23 protein-coding genes are annotated in these 25,948 nt (G+C 65.9%); 14 read left to right on the plus strand and 9 right to left on the minus strand.

Going from position 1 to position 25,948, the window contains the following annotated elements:
- Window positions 1-43: 43 nt before the first annotated feature.
- The 8 genes from NCS58_RS19220 to NCS58_RS19255 form a co-directional block, all read right to left on the minus strand.
- Window positions 44-1,960: an amylo-alpha-1,6-glucosidase gene (locus tag NCS58_RS19220; RefSeq protein WP_061118059.1), complete on the minus strand. Its 1,917-nt coding sequence runs from the start codon at window positions 1,958-1,960 to the stop codon at window positions 44-46.
- On the minus strand, window positions 1,957-2,436 hold the full coding sequence (locus tag NCS58_RS19225; RefSeq protein ID WP_061118058.1) for a nuclear transport factor 2 family protein: 480 nt from the start codon (window positions 2,434-2,436) through the stop codon (window positions 1,957-1,959). The genes NCS58_RS19220 and NCS58_RS19225 overlap by 4 nt, the downstream gene beginning before the upstream one ends.
- A gap of 711 nt (window positions 2,437-3,147) precedes the next feature.
- Window positions 3,148-4,440 (minus strand): DUF445 domain-containing protein, encoded by a 1,293-nt coding sequence (locus NCS58_RS19230; RefSeq protein ID WP_061118057.1) that lies wholly within the window; start codon window positions 4,438-4,440, stop codon window positions 3,148-3,150.
- An 11-nt stretch (window positions 4,441-4,451) separates the two neighbouring features.
- The gene (locus tag NCS58_RS19235) at window positions 4,452-4,871 is read right to left on the minus strand and encodes an ACT domain-containing protein (protein ID WP_061118056.1); all 420 of its coding nucleotides are present in this window, start codon (window positions 4,869-4,871) and stop codon (window positions 4,452-4,454) included.
- Window positions 4,861-10,683 carry an excinuclease ABC subunit UvrA gene (gene uvrA, locus NCS58_RS19240; protein ID WP_250477454.1) on the minus strand — a complete coding sequence of 1,941 codons (5,823 nt, stop codon included), beginning with the start codon at window positions 10,681-10,683 and terminating at the stop codon, window positions 4,861-4,863. The genes NCS58_RS19235 and uvrA overlap by 11 nt, the downstream gene beginning before the upstream one ends.
- A gap of 176 nt (window positions 10,684-10,859) precedes the next feature.
- Window positions 10,860-11,750, minus strand: a complete 891-nt coding sequence (locus tag NCS58_RS19245) for an alpha/beta fold hydrolase (protein ID WP_250477455.1) — start codon at window positions 11,748-11,750, stop codon at window positions 10,860-10,862.
- Between the two features lie 98 nt (window positions 11,751-11,848).
- Complete coding sequence (locus tag NCS58_RS19250) at window positions 11,849-12,976, minus strand: succinylglutamate desuccinylase/aspartoacylase family protein (RefSeq protein WP_061118053.1); 1,128 nt, start codon at window positions 12,974-12,976, stop codon at window positions 11,849-11,851.
- Between the two features lie 10 nt (window positions 12,977-12,986).
- Window positions 12,987-13,757: a transporter substrate-binding domain-containing protein gene (locus NCS58_RS19255; RefSeq protein ID WP_061118052.1), complete on the minus strand. Its 771-nt coding sequence runs from the start codon at window positions 13,755-13,757 to the stop codon at window positions 12,987-12,989.
- 121 nt (window positions 13,758-13,878) lie between these two features.
- On the opposite strand from NCS58_RS19255, the gene NCS58_RS19260 reads away from it, so the two are divergent.
- Window positions 13,879-14,796, plus strand: coding sequence for a LysR family transcriptional regulator (locus NCS58_RS19260; RefSeq protein ID WP_250490483.1), 918 nt, complete (start codon window positions 13,879-13,881; stop codon window positions 14,794-14,796).
- On the opposite strand, the gene NCS58_RS19265 is transcribed toward NCS58_RS19260, so the two are convergent.
- Window positions 14,781-15,278, minus strand: a complete 498-nt coding sequence (locus tag NCS58_RS19265; RefSeq protein WP_061118050.1) for a DUF6496 domain-containing protein — start codon at window positions 15,276-15,278, stop codon at window positions 14,781-14,783. The genes NCS58_RS19260 and NCS58_RS19265 overlap by 16 nt on opposite strands.
- A gap of 46 nt (window positions 15,279-15,324) precedes the next feature.
- Between NCS58_RS19265 and NCS58_RS19270 the strand changes: the two genes are divergently transcribed.
- The 13 genes from NCS58_RS19270 to NCS58_RS19330 all read left to right on the plus strand — a co-directional run bounded on the left by NCS58_RS19270 (window position 15,325) and on the right by NCS58_RS19330 (window position 25,943).
- Window positions 15,325-15,537 (plus strand): hypothetical protein, encoded by a 213-nt coding sequence (locus NCS58_RS19270; RefSeq protein ID WP_143756327.1) that lies wholly within the window; start codon window positions 15,325-15,327, stop codon window positions 15,535-15,537.
- A gap of 115 nt (window positions 15,538-15,652) precedes the next feature.
- Window positions 15,653-15,832 (plus strand): Flp family type IVb pilin, encoded by a 180-nt coding sequence (locus NCS58_RS19275; RefSeq protein ID WP_061118049.1) that lies wholly within the window; start codon window positions 15,653-15,655, stop codon window positions 15,830-15,832.
- A 70-nt stretch (window positions 15,833-15,902) separates the two neighbouring features.
- Entirely contained in the window at window positions 15,903-16,412 is a 510-nt protein-coding gene (locus NCS58_RS19280) for a prepilin peptidase (RefSeq protein ID WP_061118048.1), read from the plus strand.
- Between the two features lie 12 nt (window positions 16,413-16,424).
- Complete coding sequence (gene cpaB / locus NCS58_RS19285; protein ID WP_061118047.1) at window positions 16,425-17,375, plus strand: Flp pilus assembly protein CpaB; 951 nt, start codon at window positions 16,425-16,427, stop codon at window positions 17,373-17,375.
- A gap of 169 nt (window positions 17,376-17,544) precedes the next feature.
- Window positions 17,545-18,945 (plus strand): type II and III secretion system protein family protein, encoded by a 1,401-nt coding sequence (locus tag NCS58_RS19290; protein ID WP_061118146.1) that lies wholly within the window; start codon window positions 17,545-17,547, stop codon window positions 18,943-18,945.
- Between the two features lie 7 nt (window positions 18,946-18,952).
- Window positions 18,953-19,327, plus strand: coding sequence for a CpaD family pilus assembly lipoprotein (locus NCS58_RS19295; RefSeq protein ID WP_061118046.1), 375 nt, complete (start codon window positions 18,953-18,955; stop codon window positions 19,325-19,327).
- A gap of 37 nt (window positions 19,328-19,364) precedes the next feature.
- Window positions 19,365-20,582 (plus strand): AAA family ATPase, encoded by a 1,218-nt coding sequence (locus tag NCS58_RS19300; protein ID WP_061118045.1) that lies wholly within the window; start codon window positions 19,365-19,367, stop codon window positions 20,580-20,582.
- Window positions 20,582-21,979 (plus strand): CpaF family protein, encoded by a 1,398-nt coding sequence (locus NCS58_RS19305; RefSeq protein ID WP_061118044.1) that lies wholly within the window; start codon window positions 20,582-20,584, stop codon window positions 21,977-21,979. The genes NCS58_RS19300 and NCS58_RS19305 overlap by 1 nt, the downstream gene beginning before the upstream one ends.
- Window positions 21,976-22,950 (plus strand): type II secretion system F family protein, encoded by a 975-nt coding sequence (locus NCS58_RS19310; RefSeq protein WP_061118043.1) that lies wholly within the window; start codon window positions 21,976-21,978, stop codon window positions 22,948-22,950. The genes NCS58_RS19305 and NCS58_RS19310 overlap by 4 nt, the downstream gene beginning before the upstream one ends.
- Complete coding sequence (locus NCS58_RS19315) at window positions 22,947-23,906, plus strand: type II secretion system F family protein (protein ID WP_061118042.1); 960 nt, start codon at window positions 22,947-22,949, stop codon at window positions 23,904-23,906. The genes NCS58_RS19310 and NCS58_RS19315 overlap by 4 nt, the downstream gene beginning before the upstream one ends.
- 11 nt (window positions 23,907-23,917) lie before the next feature.
- Window positions 23,918-24,781 carry a lipopolysaccharide assembly protein LapB gene (locus NCS58_RS19320; RefSeq protein WP_250477456.1) on the plus strand — a complete coding sequence of 288 codons (864 nt, stop codon included), beginning with the start codon at window positions 23,918-23,920 and terminating at the stop codon, window positions 24,779-24,781.
- Window positions 24,778-25,287, plus strand: coding sequence for a TadE/TadG family type IV pilus assembly protein (locus NCS58_RS19325; RefSeq protein WP_061118041.1), 510 nt, complete (start codon window positions 24,778-24,780; stop codon window positions 25,285-25,287). Before NCS58_RS19320 ends, NCS58_RS19325 begins: the two co-directional genes overlap by 4 nt.
- A complete protein-coding gene (locus NCS58_RS19330; RefSeq protein WP_250477457.1) occupies window positions 25,284-25,943 on the plus strand; it encodes a TadE/TadG family type IV pilus assembly protein in 660 nt (219 codons plus the stop codon). The genes NCS58_RS19325 and NCS58_RS19330 overlap by 4 nt, the downstream gene beginning before the upstream one ends.
- Window positions 25,944-25,948 lie beyond the last annotated feature (5 nt).

Genomic DNA, 25,948 nt, shown 5'->3' on the forward strand with positions numbered 1-25,948 from the left:
TCGTAATTTAGCGCGTTTTGGCGGCGGCCCGCGCGCGGCGCGCCTACTGCGCGCCGAGCAGTTTTTCGATGCGCAGAAGCTCCGCGAGCGACCACGCCTGGAAAGGCGTGCCGCCGGGCGCGTGAGGCGCGTCGCCGTCGGCGACCTCGCTGATGTGATCGAGGCCAAAGCGGTCCAGATGCGCGTAGAGCGGCGACAGAAAGCGCTCGCGCGCGCCCGCCGCGCCGTGCACGCGCACCCACGCGTCCACGAACGGACCGATCAGCCACGGCCACACGGTGCCCTGGTGATACGCACCGTCGCGCCCCAGCACATCGCCCGCATAGTGCGGCTTGTATGCGGGGTCGGACGGCGCGAGCGTGCGCAGGCCGAGCGGCGTGAGAAGCTCAGTTTCGGCCTGCGCGACGACGGCGCGTGCGATATCGCCATCGACGAGTTGAAACGGCAGCCCGCCGACCGCGAAGATCTGATTCGGGCGAATCGAGCGATCGAGCTTGCCGGGCTCGTGATCGGCGTCGACGACATCGAAGAGCGTGTGTGTGTCCGGATCGACGAAACGTGCGGCGAACGACGACAGCGCCTGATCGCGCAACGCCTGCCAGCGCGGATTCCACGCGCTTGCGATCCGAAGCGCGTTGATCCATAGCGCCTGCACCTCGACCGGCTTGCCGATGCGCGGCGTCACGACCCAGTCGCCCGCCTTCGCGTCCATCCACGTGAGTTGCACGCCGGGCGTGCCCGCGCGCAGCAGGCCGTCCGTATCGGCGGCGATGTTGAAGCGCGTGCCGGACGAATAGCCCTGCAGGATTGCGTCGGCGGCGCGCTGCAGGCGGCTCGTCGTGGCGGCGTGGGCGAAACCAGTCGCGAGAAAGTCGTGCACGGCGACGATGAACCACAGCGATGCATCGACGGCGTTGTACTCCGGCAGACCGCCGCTGTCCGGAAAGCGGTTCGGCACCATGCCTTCGGAGATCGTGTCGGCCCATTCGAGCAGGATCGATTCCGCTTCCTGGTGACGGCCGCACGCGAGCAGGAGGCCGCGCATCGAGATGAAGGTATCGCGGCCCCAGTCGGTGAACCACGGAAAGCCCGCGATGATCGTGCGCCCGACGTTGCGATTCACGACATACGCGTCCGCGGAGCGCGCGAGCCGCGAGCCGGACGCCGCGCGGCGCTGCGCTTCCCGCGACGCCAGACGCGATGCATGCGCGATCGCGCTGTCTTCGAACGGCTTCTCGCGGCCCGCGTGCGCGTGCAGGATCATCACGGCGTCGCCGCGCGTGAAGTCGAAAGTGAACACGCCGGGCGTCGCGAGGTCTTCGGTGAAATCGAGCCCGCGCTCGCGTTCGCGCGCATAGCAGAAATCGCGATACCAGTCGGGCGCGTGCTTATACGCGCCGTTGGATGTCGCGCAGATCGTGGGCAGATCGCCGTACGGCAACCATTGCACGCGCTCGCCTTCGAGCGTTGCATCGAATGAAAAATTCGGATTCTCGTGATGCAGCGCGTGATAATCGCGGCCGGAAAGAAGCGGACGCACTTCGAGCTTCGCCGCGCTCGATGCCCCCTCGAGACGCCAGCGCAGCACGGTTTCGCGGCTCTCCTTCGCGACGAACACTTCCGCCACGACGACCGAGTCCGCGTCGATGCGATATCGCCAGGTGGGCCACGGTTGGGTGTCGAAGGACAGCAGGCTCGCGGATGCGTCCGGGTAGAGCACATCGGGTGCGTAGCGCTGCATCGTCAGAGGGAAGCGCCTGCCGTCCAGGTCGAGCCATGCTTCGATGCCGTTGACGAGCACGACGCGTCCCGCGGGCGGCTGCGTCGCGGTGAGCAGCAGCGCCTGATAGCGCCGCGTGCGCATGGTGCCGACGGTGCCCGAGGCGAAGCCGCCGTATGCATCGGCTTCGAGCCATTCGTCTTCGAGATTGCTTTGGTCGGGGCGATCGATTCGGGTCATGCCGTCGACCCCTTCAGGCGATAGTCCCTGAGTGCCTTGCGCGCCTTGCGCTGGATCGCGCGCTGCATCGGCGGCGTCCAGCCGAACAGCCAGCCGCTCACGCCGAGCGCCTGACGGCTCCAGCGCCAGAGATCGAAGACGTCCGTATGCTCGACGATGAAGCCGTCGCGGATCGCGAAGCGCGACTCGATTTCGTTGACGACGCGGCGACCGGTCGCCGAATAGGTATAACGCGCGACGGCTTTCGCGCTTGCCGTCTGGCCGACCGAAGCGATGTTGTCGTAGGTGAGCGTGAAATCGGCGGCGCGGCCGAGGAGCATGCGCCACATGTCGGCGGCTTCCTTGCCGCGAAGCACGCCGAAGGCCGGATCCTGGAACTGGATGTCGGGGGCGTAGCAGGCGGACATCGATTCGGCGTCGCGGTTCTGGAACGCTTTGTAGAAGCGTTCGATCAGGTCGGTGTTGGCGTTGGGCATGTGCTTTTTTTTGCTTGTCGGGCCTCTTGTGCCTGGCGTCGTGGAATTCTGATTCGTGTCGGTCTATCGGCACTGCCCCTGTGCGGGGCGGCAGTTACTTTCTTTGATCAGCAAAGAAAGTAACCGGAGAAAGCAGCTTGATACGCGCGCGGCCACACGCAGCGGCCATGCTTGCCAGCCCATCGCGGGCTGGGTAGCGAGTGCCCTCAGAGGCCCAACCGGGCTTGAACCGCGCCCGGTCTGTCGAGCTAGTACTTTGCCACGTGGGCTCAGCAATCATACATCCGGCACAGCGCTACGCGCTGCCGCCCGGCATGCGAGGGAAACAGACGTGCGGCAAATGCAGTGAGATAGGCGGCTAATCGTCTTCGCGATCCTCTACCACCGCGAGAAACGTTTCAATCTCCGTGCGCCGCCCCGATGGACCCGTCGGCCGCGAAGCGGGCCGGAGCCTTTTGGTGCTGAACCAATTCGCTATGCGGCGCGAGGCGACAGACCGTGCGCGAGCCAAGCCGATTAGTCTTGTGAGGGCGACACTTAGGCAGCCCACGATCACATGGCACGCGTGGCCAAACTGCGTGTGACCGCGGGCTTAACGAGCTGCTTTCTTTGGTCACTTTCTTTGCAGCAGCAAAGAAAGTGACTGCCGCCCCGCACAGGGGCAGTGCTAATAAACCGACACGAACACGGGATCCGGCGAGAGAAAAAACCTCACCCCACCCAAACCATCACAGCATGAATAAGCACTCCAACCGCCCCACCCACCAACGTCCCATTCACGCGAATGAACTGCAAATCCCGCCCGATATTGAGCTCGACGTCCCTGACGAGCGTCGCATCGTCCCATTGCTTGACGGTTGCGGCGATATGCTTCGCGATCCCGTCACGCAACTCCGGCGCAAGCGCCTTCAACGCATCGCGCATATGCTCGTTGATCGAATCGCGCAACGCCGGATCGCTCCCGAGCGCTTCGGCAAAACCGCCCGCCATCGCCACGACCTTCGCGTGCAGCGATGAATCCGGCCGCCTGATGTCCGCATCGAGCCATGCGATGAACTCGTCCCACAGCCCGTTCACATAGCCGCGCAATTCGGGCCGCTCGAGCCATTCGCGCTTGTGTTCGTCGATGCGCGCCTTGAACGAAGCATCCGTCTTCAGCCGCCCGACGAATCGCTCCACGGCCGCATCGAAGGCCTTGCGGCGCTCGTGCTCCGGATCGCTGCTCACGTCGTGCAGCCATTGATTCGCACCGCGCACCAGACCAGCCGCGAACTTGTTGCCGAGATCCTCGGCGTTCAGCCCGACGAAACCCAGCATGCCGATGAGCTTCGGATACTCCTCGCCCGCCACCGCGACGATGCGCGTCGCCAGCATCTCCTGAACCTCGGGCTTGTCGAGCCATGCAGCCATCTGCTTCAGGCCTTCATCGAGCAGCAACTGATGACGACGGTCGGACGTCAGCGTCGACAGCACGCTGCCCGCCGCGCTCGCGAGATCGAATGCGTCCGCGCGGCGGCGCAGCGTGTCGTAGAGCATGGTCTTGACGCGTTCATCGTCGACGAAAGACAGCAACTGGCCGACCGCCGTCACCGCCTTCCGGCCGAGCAGCTCCGAGTTCTTCGGTTCCGCGAGCCACATCGACAGGCGGCTCGCCGGATCGAACGCATTCACGCGCGCGACGAGCGCATCGGTGCCGAGAAACCGGTCGCGCACGAACACGGCGAGATTGTCCGCGACGCGCGCCTTGTTCGCCGGCAGGATCGCCGTGTGCGGAATCGGCACGCCGAGCGGATGGCGAAACAGCGCGACGACCGCGAACCAGTCCGCGAGCGCGCCGACCATCGCGGCTTCCGCGAACGACGATACCCATGCCCACACACCCGCGTCGTGCTGGCTCTTCGCGAGCGCAAAAAGGCAACCCGCCGCGACGAGCAACGCAGCGGCGAACCATTTCATTCTTCTGAGCGCAACGGCTTTGTCCTGCGCTTTTTCCTGCGTTTCCATCTATGTTGTGATCATGGTTTTGGAGAGGCCGAAAGCTTACCAGCAGTGCGTTGCAGCGCGGATAACGCATCCATGGCGCGCGCCGCATCGTCCACCGGCACGAAGATGTGATCGTGCCAGGCCGCCGCGATCACATTGCAACTGATGCCCGCCTCGCCGAGCGCACGCGCGAACGCCGCCGTCAGACCGACCGCGTTCAGGTCCGAATGGACGGTCAGGGTGATCCACGCCGCGCGAAACAGCGGCGCGATGCCTGCCGCCTGCGCCGCGCTTTCCTCCATCACGACCGTCAGTCCTTCGCGCTCGCGAAACGTCGCGACGATGCCCGCGCCGCTCGTCAGCGCATCGTGCGGCAGCGAAGCGAACACGTAGACGCCCGACTGCAACTCGGGCTGCATCGACGCAATCAGCGTATCGAGATCACGCAGCATTCTCGGCCTCCCGCGAGCGTCCCAGAACCGGCCGCAGCGCCGCGCCCGTATGGCTGCGCGGATGCGTCGCGAGCGTGTCCGGGTCCGTCGCCGCGACGATCGTGCCGCCGTTCACGCCGCCTTCCGGTCCGAGATCGAGCACCCAGTCGGCTTCGGCGATCACGTCGAGATCGTGTTCGATGACGATCACGCTATGCCCGCCGTCCACCAGCCGATGCAGCACGCGGATCAGCTTCGCGACATCCGCCATGTGAAGGCCGACGGTCGGTTCATCCAGCACGTAGAGCGTATGCGGCGGCTTCTGGCCGCGCCGCGTGATGTCGTCGCGCACTTTGGACAACTCGGTCACGAGCTTGATGCGCTGCGCCTCGCCGCCCGACAGCGTCGGCGAAGGCTGGCCGAGGGTCAGATAGCCGAGACCGACATCGCACAGCAACTGCAACGGATGCGCGATGCTCTGCATCGAAGCAAAAAATTCGACGGCCTCGTCGATCTCCATCGTCAGTACTTCGCCGATGTTCTTGCCGCGCCACGTCACCGCGAGCGTCTCCGGATTGAAGCGCTGTCCATGGCATACGTCGCACGGTACTTTCACGTCGGGCAAAAAGCTCATCGCGATGGTGCGCACGCCCTGGCCTTCGCACGCCGGGCAACGTCCTTCGCCCGTGTTGAACGAAAAGCGCGACGGCGTATAGCCGCGCGCGCGGGCTTCGAGCGTATCGGCGAACAGCTTGCGGATGGTGTCCCACATGCCGATGTACGTCGCCGGACACGAGCGCGGCGTCTTGCCGATCGGCGTCTGATCGACTTCGAGCACGCGGTCGATGGTCTCGAAACCGGTCAGGCCGCTGCAGCCCTGCCACGCGTGCGTGACGTCGAACGTCGGGCGCGGCGCTTCGCGCGCGAGCACGCTGGCGCGCGATCTCGCGGCGGGCTTGCCGGTGTCCGAGGCCTGCGCCGCCTTGCGCGCGCGCCGCACCGCGGGCGACGACAGCACCGAGCGGCCGACGGCATCGAGCAGGTTGGTCATCAGCACGTCGCGCGCCAGGGTCGACTTGCCCGAGCCGGACACGCCCGTGATCGCGACGAGGCGATTCAATGGCACGCTCGCCGTCACGTTGCGCAGGTTGTGCAGCGTCGCGCCTTCGACCGTGAGCCATTGCCCGGGCGTCGCCGGACGTTTCGCGGTCCCGGCACGCACTTCGCGGCGCGGCTGCAACGGATGCACGATCGGGTTCGCGAGGAACTGCCCCGTCAGCGACGCCTTGTGCGCCGCGAGGTCCGTCACGTTGCCCTGCGCGACCACCGTGCCGCCGCGCTTGCCCGCGCCCGGCCCGATATCGATGATGTGATCCGCGCGGCGAATCGTGTCCTCGTCATGCTCGACGACGACGAGCGTATTGCCCTTGTCGTTCAGCTTCTTCAGCGCTGCAAGCAGGATGAGGTTGTCGCGCGGATGCAAACCGATGGTCGGTTCATCGAGCACGTAGCACACGCCTTGCAGATTGCTGCCGAGTTGCGCGGCGAGACGAATGCGTTGCGCTTCGCCGCCGGAAAGCGTCGGCGCGGCGCGGTCGAGGCTCAGATAGCCGAGCCCGACTTCTTCGAGAAACTGCAGACGGCCTTCGATTTCGCTGATCACGTCGCGCGCGATATCCGCATCGCGGCCCTTCAGCCTGAGCGTGGAGATCCACTCACGCGTATCGCTCACGGTCCAGCGCCCGACTTCCGTGATCGGGTAGTTGCCGAAGGTCACGGCACGGGCGACCTCGTTCAGACGCGTGCCTTCGCAGTCCGGACACGGCTGATCGACGATATCGTCCGGTTCCTGCTCCACCGAGCCGATGCTCTGCTCGCGCCCGCGATCGTCCTGCGCGAACAATGTGTCATCGAACGCGGCGCGCTGCTCGCGCGTGAGCTTCACGCCCGTGCCGACGCAGGTATTGCACCAGCCGTGCTTGCTGTTGTACGAGAACATGCGCGGATCGAGCTCGGGATAGCTCGTGCCGCAGACAGGACATGCGCGCTTCGTCGAAAACACGCGGGTTTCTTCCTTGCCCCGGCGCGCGCCGTCCTGCCACGAGCCATGCAGATCGTCGAGCGGCGCGCACAGGTGCATCACGCCCTTGCCGATCTCCAGCGTTTCGTCGAGCAGACGGCGCAGATCGGCTTCGTTATCCGCCGAGACGACGAGATCCGCGACCGGCAATTCGATCGTATGCTCGCGGAACCGGTCGAGCTTGGGCCACGGGCTCACCGGCAGAAATTCGCCGTCCACGCGCAGATGCGTGTTGCCGCGCGCCTTCGCCCATTTCGCGAGATCGGTGTACACACCCTTGCGGTTCACGACGAGCGGCGCGAGCAGGCCGACATGTTGTCCCTTGAAATCGCGCATGATCTGCGCGGCGATCGATTCCGAGCTTTGCGACTGCACCGGCGTGCCGTCGTGGATGCAATGCTGGATGCCGAGCTTCACGTACAAAAGACGCAGGAAGTGCCAGACTTCCGACGTCGTCGCGACGGTCGACTTGCGCCCGCCGCGCGACAGACGCTGTTCGATTGCGACGGTCGGCGGAATGCCGTACACGGCATCGACTTCGGGACGTCCCGCGGGCTGCACGATGGAACGCGCATACGCATTGAGCGATTCGAGATAACGTCGCTGGCCTTCGTGAAAGAGGATGTCGAACGCGAGCGTCGACTTGCCCGAGCCGGACACGCCCGTCACGACGTTGAACTTGTTGTGCGGGATATCGACGTCGAGCGACTTCAGGTTGTGCTCGCGCGCGTTGACGATGCGCACGACGTCCTCGCCCTGCAACGCGCGGCGCGCGCTCGCGACTTCCGCCGCGAGTTGCAGCGGCACGCCCGCGCGCTTTTGCGCCGCGCCGGGCGCCATCGCGTCTTCGTAATCGAGCAAGGCGCGGCCCGTATGCGACTGCTCGCACGCGGCCACGTCGTCGGGCGTGCCGATGCACACGACCTGACCGCCGCCATCGCCGCCTTCGGGACCGAGATCGATGATCCAGTCGGCCGCGCGAATCACATCGAGGTTATGTTCGATGACGATCAGCGAATGCCCGCGCTCGAGCAATCGCCGCAGCGCCTGCATCAGCTTGGCGATGTCGTCGAAATGCAGACCGGTGGTCGGCTCGTCGAACATGAAGAGGCGGCGTTCGCTGCCTTTGCTTTGCGACGTTTCCGCGAGATAACCCGCGAGCTTGAGTCGCTGCGCCTCGCCGCCCGACAGCGTCGGTACCGGCTGACCGAGCTTCACGTATTCGAGACCCACATCGACGATCGGCTGCAGCACGCGCAGCACTTCCTTGTCGCCGGCGAAGAGATCGACGGCTTCGCTCACGGTCAGTTCGAGCACGTCGGCGACGCTTAATTGACGGCCGCCGCGCTCGATCTTCACTTCGAGAATTTCAGCGCGATAACGCCGTCCATCGCAATCCGGGCAACGCAGATAGACATCGCTCAGGAACTGCATCTCGACGTGCTCGAAGCCCGAGCCGCCGCATGTCGGGCAGCGTCCGTCCCCCGAATTGAAGCTGAACATGCTCGCGCTGTAGCCGCGTTGCAACGCGAGCGGCGCCTTCGCATAGAGCTTGCGGATTTCATCGAACGCGCCGACGTAGCTCGCCGGATTCGAGCGCGCCGTGCGCCCGATCGGCGACTGATCGACGAAAACGACATCGCTCAGATGCTCCGCGCCCTTCAATGCGCGAAACGCGCCGGGCGTTTCCGTAGCCTTGCCGAAATGACGCATCAGCGCGGGCGCGAGCACGTCCTGAATCAGCGTCGATTTGCCCGAGCCGGATACGCCCGTCACGCAGACGAGACGTTGCAGCGGAATATCGACCGTCACGTCCCGCAGGTTGTGGTCGCTCGCGCCTTCGAGCGTGAGATGCGGCGTGTTCGCATCGACGGCGCGCCGGTTCCAGTTCGACGCATGCGCGACATGCTTGCGGCCGCCGAGATACGCGCCCGTCAGGGTGTCGGTGGTTTGAATGTCGTCGGGGGCGCCGTCGTAGACGATCTGACCGCCGCGCTCGCCCGGTCCCGGTCCCATGTCGATGAGACGATCCGCCGCGAGCATCACCGACGGATCGTGCTCCACGACGACGAGCGTATTGCCCGCGTCGCGCAGCCGGTGCATCGCCTCGACAATGCGGTTCAGATCGCGCGGATGCAGGCCGATGCTCGGCTCATCGAGCACGAAGAGCGTATTCACGAGCGACGTGCCGAGCGCGGTCGTCAGGTTGATGCGCTGCACTTCGCCGCCCGAGAGCGTGCGGCTCTGGCGATCGAGCGTCAGATAGCCGAGCCCGACATCGCAGAGATATTTGAGGCGCGTGCGCACTTCCGCGTGCAGCAGCTTGAGCGCTTCGTCGAGCAGCGTCGAAGGCAGCGTCAGCGAATCGAAGAAGCGGCGGATGCGTTCGATCGGCATCAGCATCAGATCGTGAACCGTGAGGCCCGGCAGCGCCTCGAGTTGCGCGCGCGTCCAGTCGACGCCTTCCGGCATGAAGCGATCCGACGGCGACAGCACCGCATCGGCCTGTTCCTTCGTGCCCAGACGCCACAGCAGCGATTCGGTTTTCAGGCGCGCGCCGGCGCACACCGGGCACGTCGTATAGCTGCGATATTTCGACAGCAGCACGCGGATGTGCATCTTGTACGCCTTCGACTCCAGATAGTCGAAGAAGCGCTGCACGCCGTACCACTGGTTCTGCCACTTGCCGGTCCAGTCGGGCGAACCCTTGATGACCCAGTCGCGCTCTTCCTGCGTGAGATCCTTCCACGGCACGCCGAGACGGATGCCCGCCTTCGCGCCGTACTTCACGAGATCGTCCTGGTTCTCTTTCCACGCGGGCGTTTGCAGCGTCTTGACGGCGCCTTCGCGCAGCGTCTTCTTGTCGTCCGGAATGACGAGCCCGTAATCGACGCCGATCACGCGGCCAAAGCCGCGGCACGTTTCGCACGCGCCGTACGCCGAATTGAACGAGAACAGCGCGGGCTGCGGGTCCGCGTAGCGCAGATCGCTTTCCGGGCTGTGCAAGCCGGTGGAGAAGCGCCAGATTTCCGGCTCGCCTTCGTCCTTCAGCACGTAAATGTCGACGCGGCCGGTGCCGCGCAGCAACGCGCTTTCGATCGCCTCGAGCGCACGCGAGCGCTCCGTGTTCTGCAGGCGAAAGCGATCCGCGACGACATCGAGCATCTGCCGTGCGCCGGATTCCGTCTGTACGTGGCGCTTCGCCTGCACGCGCGTGTAGCCGCTCGCGGACAGCCATTGCTCGACTTCTTCATCGCTCGCGGTATCCGGCAATTCGACCGGAAACGTGATCGCGAGACGCGGATCGTCGGCGCGCGTGCGTTCGAGCAGCTCGGCGTAGATCGTTTCGGGCGTGTCGTGGCGCACGCGCTGCGACGTCTTCCTGTCGAACAGTTCGGCGGCCCGAGCGTAGAACAGCTTCAGGTGATCGTTGAGCTCGGTCATCGTGCCGACGGTCGAGCGCGAACTGCGCACCGGATTCGTCTGGTCGATGGCGATCGCGGGCGGCACGCCGTCCACGCGATCGACCTGCGGACGGTCCATCCGGTCGAGAAACTGGCGCGCGTACGCGCTGAAAGTCTCGACGTAGCGGCGCTGGCCTTCCGCGTAGAGCGTATCGAATACGAGGCTCGACTTGCCCGAGCCGGAAGGCCCGGTCACGACCGTCATCTGGCCGGTGTGCAGGTCGAGATCGAGATTCTTGAGGTTATGCTGACGTGCGCCGCGAATGCGGATTGCGTTGTTCGATGCCAATTTTTCAACCGGTTCAATAGGTTAGGCGGCTCGCTGAAAGCCGTGGGCGAGGTCGCACGAGTGTTCGGATGTGCGCGCCCGCCATAGCGAACAGTACTGTACACGCATACAGTAGTTGTCGCCAAACGTGCTACGAGTGTCCGCATCCGTGCGCAAGACGCTCGCCTGATCCGCCGTCACGTCAGATGCGCGATGACGGCATCCGCAACGGCGTCCGACGCTTCACGCAGCGGAAAATGCCCCGCGCCATCGACGATCACGCGCCGGTATCCCGCCGGAAAATACACGTCCTGTCCTTCCGAGCTCGCCGGTTCATCGCAGGAATCGTCGCCGCCTTGGATCATCAGCGCGGGTACGCCGATGCGCTCGATCGTCGCGAGCCGCGCATACAGTTTCGCGAGCGCCGGATCGGACGGCTGGTCGCTGCGCCAGCGACGCCGGTACGCGTTCAGCGTGATCGGCACCCAATCCGGGTTCTCGAAGGCGCGCGCCGTCGCCGCGAATTCTGCTTCGTCGAACCAGCCGGGCGGCGACCACGTGTCCCACTGGATGCGCGCGAAGCCTTTGGGATCGGCGGCGACGGCGTCCGGGCCGCCATCGAGCGACATGAACCATTGGTACCAGAAGCGCCGCGCCTGAGAGAAATCCGGCAGTTTGAAGACGCCGCGCGGCTGATACGCGAGCGCGAGCGCGGCCATGCGGCGCACGCGCTCGGGAAACAGCGCGGAGAGGGTGTACGCGGCGCGCGCGCCCCAGTCGTGGCCGACGACATCGAATTGCGCGATGCCGAGCGCATCGGCGAGATCGATGGCATCTTGCGCGAGCGCGACCCCCGAGCCGTCGCGCACGGTGTCGGCGGATAGAAAACGCGTGCCGCCCGCGCCGCGCAGTTCCGGAACGATGGTGCGATAGCCGCCTTCGTTGAGCCGTGCGGCGACCGCGTTCCAGGCGCGGGCCGCGTCGGGCCAGCCGTGAATCAGGAGGACGACGGGGCCATCGGCGGGACCGGAATCGGCGTAGGCGATATCGAGCGTCGGCGTGCGGGCGTGGCGTTCGAAGTCCAGCATGGCGAGACTCCTCGAAGGGGAACGCGGAAGGGAGCAGTCATTCTAGCGAGCAAGGCAAGCGCGCGCTCGACACGCTGGCGATGCGGCTCGCCGGACCCTCACGCCCCGATCAGCACCCCGCTCCTGATCGCCTTCTTCCCCGTCACGCGCCCCATCGGCGCGCCCGCATACACGAAGCGGATCGCGCGGCGCATGTAGAAGACGCCGTCGTTATCCGTGGCGATGGTGGTCACCGCATCGGTGACCGGATCGACGATATCGAACACCGGATCGCCCGCTCTGAGCAGTGCGCCCACCGTCGCCCGATACACGACGATCCCGCTCACCGGCGCGATCAACTGCTGGCTGCCCGCAAGCGGCGTCGCGGGTTGCGCAAGCGGCGGCGCGTCCTTCACATCGCCCTCGATCACGCCACGCGCGATCAGATAATCGACGATGGCATCGGCATCATGCGCGGCGGTGTCGTAATCGACATCACGCTGCCCGCGATGTTCGATCGTCGCCGCGATATTCGGCGCGCCGAGCGGCGTCCTCTCGCCGAGGCGCTCGCGCAGTTCGTTCCACAGCAGCGCGTGAACTTCGTCGAAAGACTGCCCGCCGGAATCGGTGGCGAGCAGCACGCCGTTCGCGCCGAGATGGCGCGCGAGCGGCTCGATCGCGGGCCAGCTCGCGGGGCTCGTATAAACGTGCATCGTCGCTTCGAGCGAGCAATGCAGATCGAGCACGATATCGGCTCGTGACGCCAGCGTCAGCAGCGCGAGCCGCAGCGATTCGAATTCGTTCTTCGCGGTCATTTCGCCGAGCATCTCGACGAGCGCGCCGCGCACAAGGCGCGCGTTGTGCGCGGCATCCGCGGACGATAAATGCGCGCCCACGCGCTCGATCAACGCCGCGGCGGGCGGCATCGGAAAGCTGCGGTTGAAGTTGTGGCCGCTGTTCGCCTCGAAGCGCCCGAGAAATTGCCCGAGCACATGCTGCGACAGACCGATCGGATTCGCCACCGGCACGAGCACGATTTCACCGCGCACGCGGCCTTCGGCGTCGAGCGCGGCGAGCCGCTTCTTCAACGTCCATGCGGTGAGCATCGCGGGCGTTTCGTCGGCGTGCAACGACGCCTGAATGTAGACCTTCTCGCCGTCGCGCTTCGCGTCGCCGAAATGAAAGCTGACGAGCTCGCGCGAGGTGCCGAGCGTCGTGGAAACGAGTGAATGGCGTCTGGTTTGCATCGAGAAATCCTCAGTCGCCGTACACGTCGAAGTCGAAGTACTTGCGCGCGATCTTCTGATACGTGCCGTCGGCGCGCATGTCGTTCACGGCCTTGTCGACTTTCGCCTTGAGCGCCGTATCGTCCTGGCGCAGGCCCATGCCGACGCCGTGATCGCCCATCGAAAGCGGCTCGCCGACGAACGAGAAGCCCGCGCCGCGCGGCGTCTTCAGGAACCCGTGCTCCGCTTCCACCGAACCGAGCAGCGCGGCGTCGATGCGTCCCGCGCTCAGGTCGTTCAGCACGCCTTCCATGCTCTGATACGACACCACCTCGACGCCGCCCGGCTGCCAGTTTTTCAGCGCGTAGGTTTCGAACTGGCTGCCGCTCTGCACGCCGATGCGCTTGCCCCGCAAGCCCTGCGCGCTCGCCGTGAGCGGCGTGCCCTGCTTCGCGATCAGGCGCGAGCGGAACTGAAAGAGCTTGGTGGAAAACGCGATCTGCTTCATGCGCTTGTCGGTGATCGCCATCGACGACATGATTCCGTCGATCTTGCGTGCCTGCAGCGCGGGAATCATCCCCGAGAATTCGAGTTCCACCCACTGGCAGCGCATCGCGATGCGGCGGCAGATTTCATCGCCGAGATCGACGTCGAAACCCGCGACGTGGCCGTCGGGCGTCTTCACGTCCATCGGGGGATAGCCGGGATCGATGCCAAGGCGCAGGGCGTCGGCATCTTTCGCCTGAAGCGGCGCGGCCGCGACGAGCGCGGCGGCCAGGAAGAGTGAGCTGAGTCTGTACATGAAGGCGGCGTCTCCGTTTTGGTGCCACCGATGGTACGAGCGCAAGACGCTCTCAAAAAGACGCATTTTGCTTATCATGATCACTTTTCGAGATCACCCGACGGAGACGCCGAGCGTGGATATGACTCTGACGCAATTGCGCATGTTCGTCGCCGTTGCCGAGGCGGGCAGCGTGCGTGCGGCCGCGCGGCGGCTCGATGTCGCGCAAAGCGGCATCACCCAGCAATTGCAGAAGCTCGAGACGCTCGCGGGCGGGCCGCTGTTCGAGCGGGACGTGCGCGGCGCGCGCCTGACGCCGGTCGGTGAGCGATTGCGTCTGCGCGCCGACCTGATTCTCGGCGAGTGCAGAAAGACCGAAGAAGAAATGCGCCAGTTGCGCGGCGAACTGACGGGCCGCGTTGCGCTCGGCCTCGCCGCGGAAGCGACGATGCGCCTCTTTCCCGCGCTGCTCGCGAGCTATCGCGAGCGCTGTCCGCGCATCGACGTGCATCTGACGAGCGCGACGTCGCGGATGCTGACTTCATGGGTTCGCGACGGCAGCCTCGACTTCGCGCTCGCCCTGATCTCCCCCGATGCCGACATCCACGACATGGACGCCACCCCGCTCTTCGACACCGAAGTCGCGGTGATCGCGCGGCGCGGGCATCCGCTCGGGCGTGCGCGCTCGCTGCGCGCCCTCCAGGACGCGGAATGGGTCAGCACGCGGCAACGCGGCGGCGGTGCGCTGGGCAACAAGCTGTCGGCGCTCTTCGAGCACGCGAAGCTCGCGCCGCCGCGCATCGCCGCGACGACCGAAGCCGTGTTCGACACCCTGCACTGCATTGCGTCGAGCGACTATATCGGTCTGGAACCCGCGAGCCTCGCCGGGCATCCGTTCTTCCGGGAGCACGTCGAGATCGTGCCTATCGCCGAGCGCGCCGCGAAAACGCCGGTATGTCTGCTGCGGCGCGCGGGCGTCCCTCTCACGCCCGCGGCGCAAGAACTGGCAACGATGGCCGTTTCGTTCGCGCGGATGCTTCCCGCTCAACGCGACGCGTGACGCGTGCCCTTCGATGCACCGGCGGCACGGGCGCGTCGCGTCGCCCAGCCTTTCTTCGCCGCCGCTGACCGATCCGCCGCCGAGCGCCGGCTCGCAGCCGCGTGCGATTGACGCGACAGGGACTTGTGCGAAGCGGCCTTGGTGCTTTCGCGTTTGAGCACGCGCGTGGACACGGCTGAACGCTTCGCCTTCGACTCGGTGCTCGGGCTTCGCTTCGTGCGATGCGCGGCCTTCGTGTCCTGCGCGGCCTTCTTGCGCGTGGCCTCGGACGTCGTGCCCTTCTTCGGCGCCTTCGTCTTCACGCCCGAGCGACGCGCTTCGGACAGCCCGATCGCGATGGCCTGCTTCGCCGACTTCGCGCCGTGCTTGCCTTCGCGAATGTGATCGATCTGCTCCTTCACGAACGCACCCGCCTGCGTGCTCGGGGACTTGCCTGCGCGCTTCGCCTTCGCTGCGCGCTCGAGGGTTTTCTTTTCGGGCATGTCGGACCTCCATATGAAGTGGACTGGCCCTTGACGCGCGAGCAACGTGCGTGCCCACATCGCGGCCTGTGCGCGCAACAGCGAGTGCACCGGTCGCATCGCTGTCTGGGATGCCGCGCAATCGCTTGCGGGTGGACAAACAGTGCGCTTTTTCCGCGAAATCGTCCGGTTCGGGGCGCATTTGTTCGAATCGATTAAAGCCCGTCAAGCCCTTGCCGTTAACGCGCTTATCCATATCACCCAGGTCGTTTCAAATTGAGGCCTGTTCTGCCTTTTGTTCTCGCGTTTGGCCTGGGCGGCCATGGATATGATCCAAACGGTAAGCACTTCCCCCTGGCACTGCAAACCCGACTCTCACTCATCAAGGAAGCAATATGCAAAAACTTCTGAAAGCCTTCGTGCGCGACGAACGTGGCGTCAGCGCCATGGAATACGCCATCCTCGCCGGCATCGTCGTGGTCGCACTGACCTTGGTCGGCTCGACCTTCAGCACCAACCTCTCGGACATTTTCACCAACCTGACCACCAAGGTTAAGAGCGCGGCAGGCGCCTAAGCAGTCGAGCATCAGGTCCGGGCCGTCAAACGCCCGGACCCCTGTATCGCCTAACCGAATCGAGTCCATCGTGACCGTACCGTCTCTCGTCATTCGTCTTGTCGTGCTGGGCGCCCTACTCTGGCTCGCTGTCATCGACGTACGCACCCGACGTCTGCCGACGAGCATCGTCCTCTCGATCGGTGCACTCTTTTTCGTCGATGCGCTCATCGCCGGCATGTCGCTCGACGATGTGATCTCGCATCTGCTGCTTGCAGTCGTCGTGTTTCTGGCCTGCGCGGTCCTGTTCGTCGCGCGGATGCTCGGCGGTGGCGACGCCAAGCTCGCTTCCGTCATCTTTCTCTGGGTGGGATTCGGTCTTTCGCTCGCCACGCTGACGCTCATCTCCGTGATCGGGACCGTGGTGTCGCTCGTGAGTCTCGCCACCCGCAACATGAATCCGTCTCAGCGCTTCGTGCCGCTGCGCGCGCTCGCGATGTTCTCCGCGGCGCGCGGCGTTCCGTACGGCGTGGCGCTCGCCTTCGGCGGCGGTCTCGTCATCGTGCTGCCTGCCCTGCTGCACCTCATCTCGACGCGATAGGACGACGTCCTCATGTCCAACATCATCAAGTTTGCCGTGCTGCTGCTCGGCGCACTCCTGGTCGCGCTGATCGTGCGCGTCGTCCTTGCGAGCGCGTCGCGCACGGCAAAGCCCGTCGTGACGAGCGAGAAAGTGCTGGTGAGCGCGGCGAACCTGCCGCAAGGCCTGTTGCTGCGCGACGAGGACCTCGCCTGGAAGGACATTCCCAAGGCGGACATTCCGTCCAGCGCCATCGTCGCGGGCGTCGCGGGTGCGCCCGACCTGAAGGGCGCGCTGCTGCGCCATCCGGTCGCGAGCGGCACCGTCCTCGTATCCGACGACGTCTTTCTGCCGAGCGCCCCCGGCTTCCTCGCCGCGACGCTCAAGCCCGACATGCGCGCGGTCTCGGTCGCCGTCGACGACGTGTCCGGCAACGCCGGGCTGATCCAGCCGGGCGATTACGTCGACCTGCTCCTCACGCAGCAAATGGACCGGCGCACCGAATCCCCGGATCTCGCGGTATCGAGCGAGACGGTGGTCGAGCACGTGCGCGTGCTCGCCGTCGGTTCCGAAATCAAGCGGCCGAAAAACGACGGCGACGCCGACGTCGCCGTGGTCCGCGCCCGCACCGTGACGCTCGAAGTCACGCCGCGCATGGGCGAAGTCGTGGCGGTCGCGGCGCGGCTCGGCAGCCTGTCGCTCGCGCTGCGCAGCTTCGCGACCGTCAGCCGCGAACCGGCGGCGGCCGCCGGCGCTTCCGCCGACGAGCGCAAGCCTCTCTGGGCCGGCGACATCTCCCGCGCCGTGCGCGAGCTGCCGCGCACGCGCCCCGCTCAGTCGGGCGCGCCGAGCGCCGCGCCGGCCATGCCGCGCACCGTGACCATCTACCGCGGCTCCGAGAAGTCGGAGACGTCGAGCGTTGCCCAGGCGGGCGGTTCGGGCCAGGGCGTCCCGCCGCTGCCCTCCGTGCCCGCGGAGCGTTGACACCGTGCCCCCGTTCGAAAGCGTGCCATCGCCAGGATTCACATTCATGAAGACGCAGTTCAGTCCGACTCGCACCGCGGGTCGCGCGGATAGCGCGCCAGTCGCCGTGCTTCTGGCGTGCGTGTCGCTCGTCGGGTGCGCCGCCGCGCATGCCGCGGAGCCGGCGAACATGCCGCCCTACGCCGGCGCGCCCTCGGCCGTGCGCGCCGCGAACGTCGCGCGCGGCGGCATGACGGACGCGATGGCGCCCGCCGGTGCCCAAGGCGCGCTCGTGCTCGACGCGGGCAAGGGCACGGTGTTGCCACTGAACGAAAACGCCGTCTCGGTCTTCGTCGCCGATCCCGCCGTCGCGGACGTGCACGTGCCCTCGCCCAGGGCGGTTTTCGTGCTCGGCAAGAAAACCGGCACGACGACGCTCTACGTGCTCGGCGCCAACAACCGTCCGCTCGTGCAGCGCACGATCGTCGTGTCGCGCGACATGATCACCTTGCGCGCCATGCTCGCCGCGCGCTTTCCGAACACGAACGTGCAGGTCGCGACGGGACAAGGCTCGCTGATGCTGAGCGGCCAGGCGGCGACGCCGGCGGATGCCGACGCCGTCGTCCAGGCGGTGACGCCCTATCTCGCCGACAAGGAAGTGCTCGTCAACCGCATGACGATCGACCGCCCGCTGCAAGTGCAGTTGCGCGTGCGCATCACCGAAGTGGATCGCAACATCACGCAGCAGCTCGGCATCAACTGGCAGGCGATGGGCAACGCGGTCGGCAACTTTTATGGCGGCATCTTCAGCGGCCGCCCGATCTACAACCTGAGCCAGCCGCTCACCGGCGCCAACGGCGCCGTGACCTATCCGGTCAATCTGCCGACCAACAACGCCTATTCGATCCTCGGCGCCTTCAGGACGAACAACGTGGACATCCGCGCGCTCGTCGACGCGCTGAATCAGGAAGGCCTGCTGACGGTGCTCGCCGAGCCGAATCTCGTCGCGCTGTCGGGGCAGACGGCGAGCTTTCTCGCGGGCGGCGAATTTCCGATTCCCGTTTCGCAGACCAACGGCGCGATCACCGTCGAGTTCAAGCAGTTCGGCGTCAAGCTCGATTTCACGCCGACCGTGCTCTCGGACCGGCGCATCAGCCTGAAGGTGCGCCCGGAAGTCAGCCAGATCGACACGACCGCGAGCGTGACGACCGGCGGCGTCACCGTGCCGGGACTCTCCGTTCGTCGCGCGGACACGACCGTGGAGCTCGCGAGCGGCCAGAGCTTCGCGATCGGGGGGCTCCTGCAGAGCAATACGAGCGACGTCGTTTCGCAGGTGCCGGGCCTGGGCTCGATTCCGATCCTCGGCAAGCTGTTCTCGTCGACGAACTACCAGAACAACAAGACGGAGCTCGTGATCATGGTCACGCCGTATCTCGTCGAGCCGACCGATCCGTCGAAACTGCGCACGCCGCTCGATTCGCTGATCTCGCCGTCGAGCGATGTCGAATACAGCTTCCGGCGCCAGAACGGCGGAGCGCCGGCTCAGGCCGGACAGCCGCGTCTCGTCGGCGCGGCCGGCTACGTCTATTGAGCCCGCGATGAAACACACACGACTGCTTTCGCTCCTTCTCGCCGGCTCGTTCGCCGTCGCCGCCGGCGGCTGCTTCAAGCCGCCGCGCAACATGCCGAACGAAACGGTGATCGGCTACGACGGCACGTCGGCCGTGCCGCCCGATTGCGACAGCCTCGCGCGCCCGTCGCTGCTGACTGACGCCGGCATCCGCCGCCCGAGCATGCAATGGGGCTGCGCGACCTACACGAATCTCGCCGCGCAACTCGCCCACCCCGAAGACGCCGTGCATCCGCAGACGCTCGGCCCGGCGAACGCGGCGGTGGCGGCGAGCGCGGTGCGGCGCTACGAGACCGGCCGCGTGATTCCGCTCGACAGATCGACCTCGCGCGACAGCAAGTGATGCGACGCAACACAGCCAGAAGCACATAAGGCCAGCCATGAGCACAGAGTTCTCCTTCTCGAAGAGCAAGTCCGGCACGCGCAACGCGGATTTCATCGCCTTCGTGTCCGATCGCAAGACCGAGCAGATCGTCAAGAGCTTCGTGCTCGAGCAGGCGATGCCGCACGCGCATATCGTCGTCGGCAGCGTCGACGACGCGATCGCGTATCTCGCCCGCGTCGACCGCTCGCCGCTCTTCCTGCTCGTCGACCTGCAGGACTCCGTGATGCCGCTGTCAGACCTCGGCCGCCTCGCCGAAGTGTGCGAGCCGTCGGTGCAGGTCGTGGCGCTCGGCGAGCGCAACGACGTCGGCCTGTTTCGCAGCCTGCTCAAGATCGGCGTGCGAGATTACCTCGTCAAGCCCATCACGGTCGAGCTGCTCAAGCGCACGGTCAACGTCTCCGAGGGCAAGGTGAGCCCGGTGATGCTCGCGCGCGCCGGCAAGACGATTGCGTTCACGGGCTCGCGCGGCGGCGTCGGGGTGACGACGCTCGCGCTCAACGTCGCGCGCCATCTGTCGGAAGACACGCATCGGCGCGTCGCCTATGTCGATCTGAACCTGCACGGCGGCGCAGCCAATTCGATGCTCGGTCTGCAGAGCAACAACGGGCTCATCGACGTGCTGCAGAACGTGCACCGCCTCGATCCGCAATACGTGGAGCGCACGCTCGTCGCCAAGGGCAGCCGGCTCTTCATGCTGTCGGCGGAACACGATTACGGCGCCGCGCGTCCGTTCGGCCCGGGCGCGTTGCCGCGCGTGCTCGAGCTGCTGTGCGACAGCTTCCACTACGTGATTCTGGACATCGGCACGGTGACGGACCCGCTCGCGCAGGAAGCCTTCGATCACGCCGCGCGGGTCTATCTGGTCGCGGACCGCTCGGTGCATTCCACACGGGAGACGATCCGCCTGCTGCGCCACATCGAGGACCGCGACAACAATCCGCCGACCTCGCTGCTGCTCAACAACCCGAACGCCGTGACGGGCGGCAAGGTGCAGGCGAACGACTTCATGACGGCAATCGGCCGCAACGTGCTGTACGAAATCCCGTTCGAAGCAAAGGCGCTCGCGACCGCCGAGAACCTCGGCGAAGCGCCTAAAGAAAAAGCGGTGAACGGCTTCAATCAGATGATCACGCGCATCGGCGGCGACCTCACCGGTCAGCAGATGAACGCCGAGCGCTCGTTCTTCCAGAAGCTCAGGCTCAGGAGAGGCTGATGTTCGGACAGAAGCAGGTTCCCCGCCCCGCGCCCGATCCGGACGCGGCGCCCGGCGCCGAAGCCGCGGCGGCAGCCGAGGCGCCGCCCCCGGTCGCGCCGGCCCCGCGCGCGCACGCGCCCGAGGGCGGTGAAGTGCTGGTGCGCTCGGACCTATTCAAGGTGATCCGCAACGGCGTGTTCGCGGCGATGAACCCCTCGGCCGCCGTCGGCAAGACACGCGAGCAGATGAAGCCGGGCGTCGAGCAGCTCGTGCTGGACGTGGCGGAGCGCGAGCGGCTGAACATCACGATCGCGGAGCAGGGGCAGATCGTCGGCGAGTTGCTGAACGACATGTTCGGCCTCGGTCCGATCGAACCGCTGCTCGCCGACGACAGCATCACCGACGTGCTCGTCAACGGTCCCGATCAGGTCTATGTCGAGCGGCACGGGCGGCTCGAACTCACCAACTGCAAGTTCCGCGACAACACGCACGTGACCAACGTCGCGCAACGCATCGCGGCGGGCGTCGGGCGGCGTGTCGACGAAAGCAGCCCGATGGTCGATGCGCGTCTCGCCGACGGCAGCCGCGTGAACGTCGTGCTGCCGCCGCTCGCCATCAACGGCGCGTCGATCTCGATTCGTAAATTCTCGAAGCGCAACATCACGCTGCACCGCATGTCGCAGCAGGGCAACATGTCGGCCGCGATGGCCACCGTGCTCAAGCTCGCGAGCACGTGCCGGCTGAACGTGATCGTCTCGGGCGGTACGGGCTCGGGCAAGACGACGCTGCTCAATGCGCTGTCGCACTTCATCGGGCACGGCGAGCGCACCGTGACGATCGAGGATGCAGCCGAGTTGCAGCTCGTGCAGCCGCACGTCGTCAGTCTGGAAACGCGCCCCGAAAATGCCGAAGGGCTCGGCGCCGTCACGCAGCGCGATCTCGTGCGCAACGCGTTGCGGATGCGCCCCGACCGCATCATTCTCGGCGAAACGCGCGGCCCCGAAGCCTTCGACGTGCTGCAGGCGATGAACACGGGCCACGACGGCTCGATGACCACCATCCACGCGAACACGCCGCGCGACGGCATCACGCGTCTGGAATCGATGGTGATGATGGCGAACGGCAACCTGCCGCTGCTGTCGATCCGCCGGCAGATCGCGAGCGCGGTGCACATGATCGTGCAGATCGAGCGCATGCGCGACGGCATGCGGCGCGTCACGCGCATCACCGAGCTGGTGGGCATGGAAGGCGACGTCATCATCACTCAGGATCTCTTCACCTTCCGCTACGATGCGAGCGCGTACAGCGAGGAAGTCAAAGGCGTGTTCGAAACGGGCGCCGTGCGGCCGGCCTTCGCCGCGCGCGCCGCTTATTACGGTCTCGAAGATGCGCTGCTGGAGGCGATGCGGCCATGAGCTCCGTCGATCTGATCACCTTCTGCGCGTTCGCCATCGTCCTGCTGCTCGGCATCATGCTGCTCGTGGTGCAGGACATGCGCAGACAGCGCCCCGATGCGCGCATCCAGGCGCGGGTGCAGGCCGCCTTCCCCGCGGCCGGCCCGAACGGACGCGAGACCCGTCATGACCACTCCGACCTTTTCACCTTCAGCCGCAACGACAACGTCGTGAGCCGCTGGTTCGCGCCGAAGATCGCGCGCCTCAAAACGGTGGCCGGCGCAAGCGGACTGCGCGCGGTGATCATCACGGCGGTCATTTCCGAGGTCCTTGCGCTGGTGATGTCGAAGCTGCTGCCGCTGCCCGCGCTCGCAACGCCGGTGCTCCTGATCGGCCTGCCCGTGCTCGGCGCGATCCAGGCGTACCGGTTTCTCGTCGAACGATTCAAGCGCCGTTTTCTGGACGGTTTTCCCGATCTCATCGACCTGATCGTGCGCGCCGTGCGCGCGGGCGTCCCGGTGACACACGTGATGGGCGTCGCGTCGAGCGAATGCCCGGAGCCGCTCAGGAGCGAATTCCGGTTGATGGGCGACGGAATCAAGGTGGGGCTCGACCTGGAAGAGGTGCTCGCCACCGCGGTCACGCGCATCGGCATCGCGGACTTCTCCTTCTTCTGCGTCTGCCTGCTGCTGCAGCGCGAGACCGGCGGGCAGCTCGGCGAAACGCTCGAGAATCTCGCGGGCATCGTGCGCAAGCGCCGCGAGATCCGTCAGAAAACCAAGGCGCTGACGGGCGAGGCGCGCATCACGACCAAGATTCTCGCGGCGGTGCCTTTCTTCATTCTGGGCAGCATGTTCATGCTCAACCGCCCGTATCTGATGGTGCTGTTCAAAACGCCCCCGGGCCAGAAAGTGCTGACGTGCGCCGCGATTTCGCTCACGGTGGGACTGAGCCTCGTTCACAAGATGTCGAAACTGGATACCGCGCGATGAGTCAGGACAGACTCGAAACACTCATCAACCTGCTGATGCTGCTCGCGCTCGTCGTCGCGATCGTGCTGTGGTGGGCGACCAAGCATGGCGGGACGCGCGGCCGCATCGCCGAGCGCACGCGGCAGGCCGCCGTCGTGCAGCGCAATGAAAGCGCGCTCGCCGAAGAAGACGACGACGAAGGCACCGTGGCGCGCCTCACGCAGCGCCTCGCGCGCCTGGGCGACCGGCTGCCGCTCTTCGATGCCAAATACCGCGCGAAGCTGCGCACGCAGATGGTCCGCAGCGGCTATCGCAGCCAGTCGGCGGTGTCCGTGCTGCTTGCGATCAAGTTCGTCGTCGGGCTCATCTGCGCCGCGTTCGCGGTGATGCTCGGCTCGCACATTCCCGTGGTCGGCGGCTATCCGGCGGTGCGGGGCATCATGATGCTGCTGGTGTTCGTGGTCGGCATGATCCTGCCGGAATACGTGATCGCCTTCTTCGCAGCGCGGCGGCGCAAGGCCATGGCGTCGTGCCTGCCCGATGCGCTCGATCTGCTCGTCATCTGCACGAACGCGGGCAACAGCCTCGGCGTCTCGATCCGGCGCGTTGCCGACGAGTTGAAGTCCATCTGCCCGCCGCTTTCCGGCGAGTTTTCGCTGACCGCCGACGAACTGAAGCTGTCCGGCGACAGCACGCGCGCGTTGCAGGCGCTCGCCGATCGCATCGATCTGCCGTCGATCCGCGCACTGATCTCCACGCTCACGCAATCGATGCGCTACGGCACGCCGATCACGCAGGCGCTGCGCACGCTGTCGCATACCGAACGGCTTGCGCACATCGTGTCGCTCGAAGAAAAGGCGGCCAAGCTCGCACCCAAGATGGCCGTGCCGATGATGATCTTCATTCTTCCCGCGGTGATGCTGATCGCCGCAGGCCCGGCCGTCATACAACTCATGAGCGTCTTTGCAAAGCAATGAAGACAACGCAGATGTCACTTCCCGGCATGCGCCGCCTCGGCCTCGCGGCGTGCTGTGCGACGCTCGTGATCGCCCTCGGCGCATGCACGACGACCACCCGCCAGAGCGTCGACAGCCGTCCCGTCATGCGCAATTCCGCGCCCAGCACGATGAGCGAGCTGCGCATCGCCGACACCGCGCTCGATTCGGGCAATGTCGAACTTGCCACCTCGCTCTATGAAAAAGCCGTGCAGGCGGACCCGCACTCGGTCGCGGGCCTCACGGGTCTCGGCAACACGCTCTACACGGTCGGCGACTTCACGCGCGCGGGCGTCTACTACGATCGCGCCAGCAAGGCCGACGCGAACGCGACCGCGCCGCTCATCGGACTCGCGCGCGTCGCCATGCGTCAGCGCCGCTTCGACGACGCCATCTCGACCTACCGGCGTCTGCTCGCGCTGACGCCCGACGACCCGCTCGCCTCGGCCGGGCTCGGCGCCGCGCTCGACCTGAGCGGCGATCACACGGGCGCGCAGGCCGTGCTGCGCGAGGCGCTCAGGAAGAATGTCGGGGATCCGCTGCTCTCCGTGAATCTTGGCCTGTCGCTGACGCTCTCCGGCGATCCGCGCGAAGGCGCAAACGTGCTGCTCGACGTGACGCGCTTTCCCGCCGCGCCGCCGCAGGCGCGCCAGGACCTCGCGCTCGCCTACGGGCTGCTCGGTAACCGCGAAGCGGCCGCAGAAATCCTGTCGCGCGATCTGCCGAAGGCATCGGTCGAGGACAATCTCCGTTACTACGACATTCAGCGCGAACTGATGTCCCGGCCCACGTCCGCGCAGCCCGCGGCGCCGTCCGCGATTCCGACGGCCCAGATGCAGACGACGCGCCTCAAATGAAAGCCGCCGCGCGCCGCCTTCCACGACCGCCGGGCGTCGCGACGCGGATCCTGCGCGACGAGCGCGGCATCGCGTCGATCGAATTCGCGTTCGTCGCCGTTATCGCGGTCATCCTCATCATCGGCACGATCGAGATCGCGCTGGAAATGATCGTCGATGCATCGGTGCAGGCGGCCGCGCAGGCGGCGTCTCGTGTGGGCCTGACAACGACCGCGCCGAGCACGGGTAGCCGCGCCCAGGAGGCGCAGAGGATCGTCGAGACGATCCTGGGTGGATGGAGGAACGCAAACGCGACCATCACGGTCACCGAACTGAACTACGGCAGCTACGGCTACGGCAATGTCGCTAGCTCGACCTACACGCCGACGCAGGACATGGGCGGATACGGCGACGTGGTCGCCTACAACATACAGCTCAGGATGCCCGGCATCACCGGCATACCGGCGATGTTCGGCGTGAACGAACTGATCTTCGAGCGCAATTTCATCGTGCAGAACGAAAAATGAGAACGACCAGCGAAACGGTGCGATCGATCTGCCGGAAGCTCACCCGCGTGCTGCGCTCGGATCGCGGCAGCGTGTCCATCGAGTTCGTCATCATCGTGCCGCTCATGCTGCTCGTGATGCTCGGCTTCACCGAGGTCTACTTGTACATGCGCGCGGTCAGCGCGGTCGATCGTACGGCCTTCACGCTCGCCAATACCATCGGTCAGATGACCTCGATCATCGCCGACAACAACGATACCGCCGATGCGAACAGCTACGCCTCGCTGTGGCAGGACGCGTTGCTGCTCGCCGCACCGTATCAGTTGAAGGACAACGGCATGGTCTACGTGACCTTCGTGTGCGATCCGGATTCCAGCGGCAAATGCAAGGACATGGATAACTCCATGACGACCGTCACGCCGAAGGTCCAGTGGTCGGCATCTCCGCCTTCATGGACCAACAGCAAGAGCTCGGGCATGGCGTCGAGGATTTCGGGCACGAGTCCGTTGCCCGCTTCGTGGCCTTTTCGCACGGGAGATTCGGCGATCATCGTGGAAGTATTCATGTCGTACAACCCGTTCACCATGAGCTCCAAATTGATCTCGGGGCTGCCGGGCCAGCAGACCGTGTACCGCCGCGTGTATGTGCGGCCGCGTGCGCCGAGAGCGTTCTTCTGACGTTC

Source organism: Caballeronia sp. INML3B (assembly GCF_023631305.1).
In the GTDB taxonomy this organism is placed as follows: Bacteria; Pseudomonadota; Gammaproteobacteria; order Burkholderiales; family Burkholderiaceae; genus Caballeronia; species Caballeronia turbans.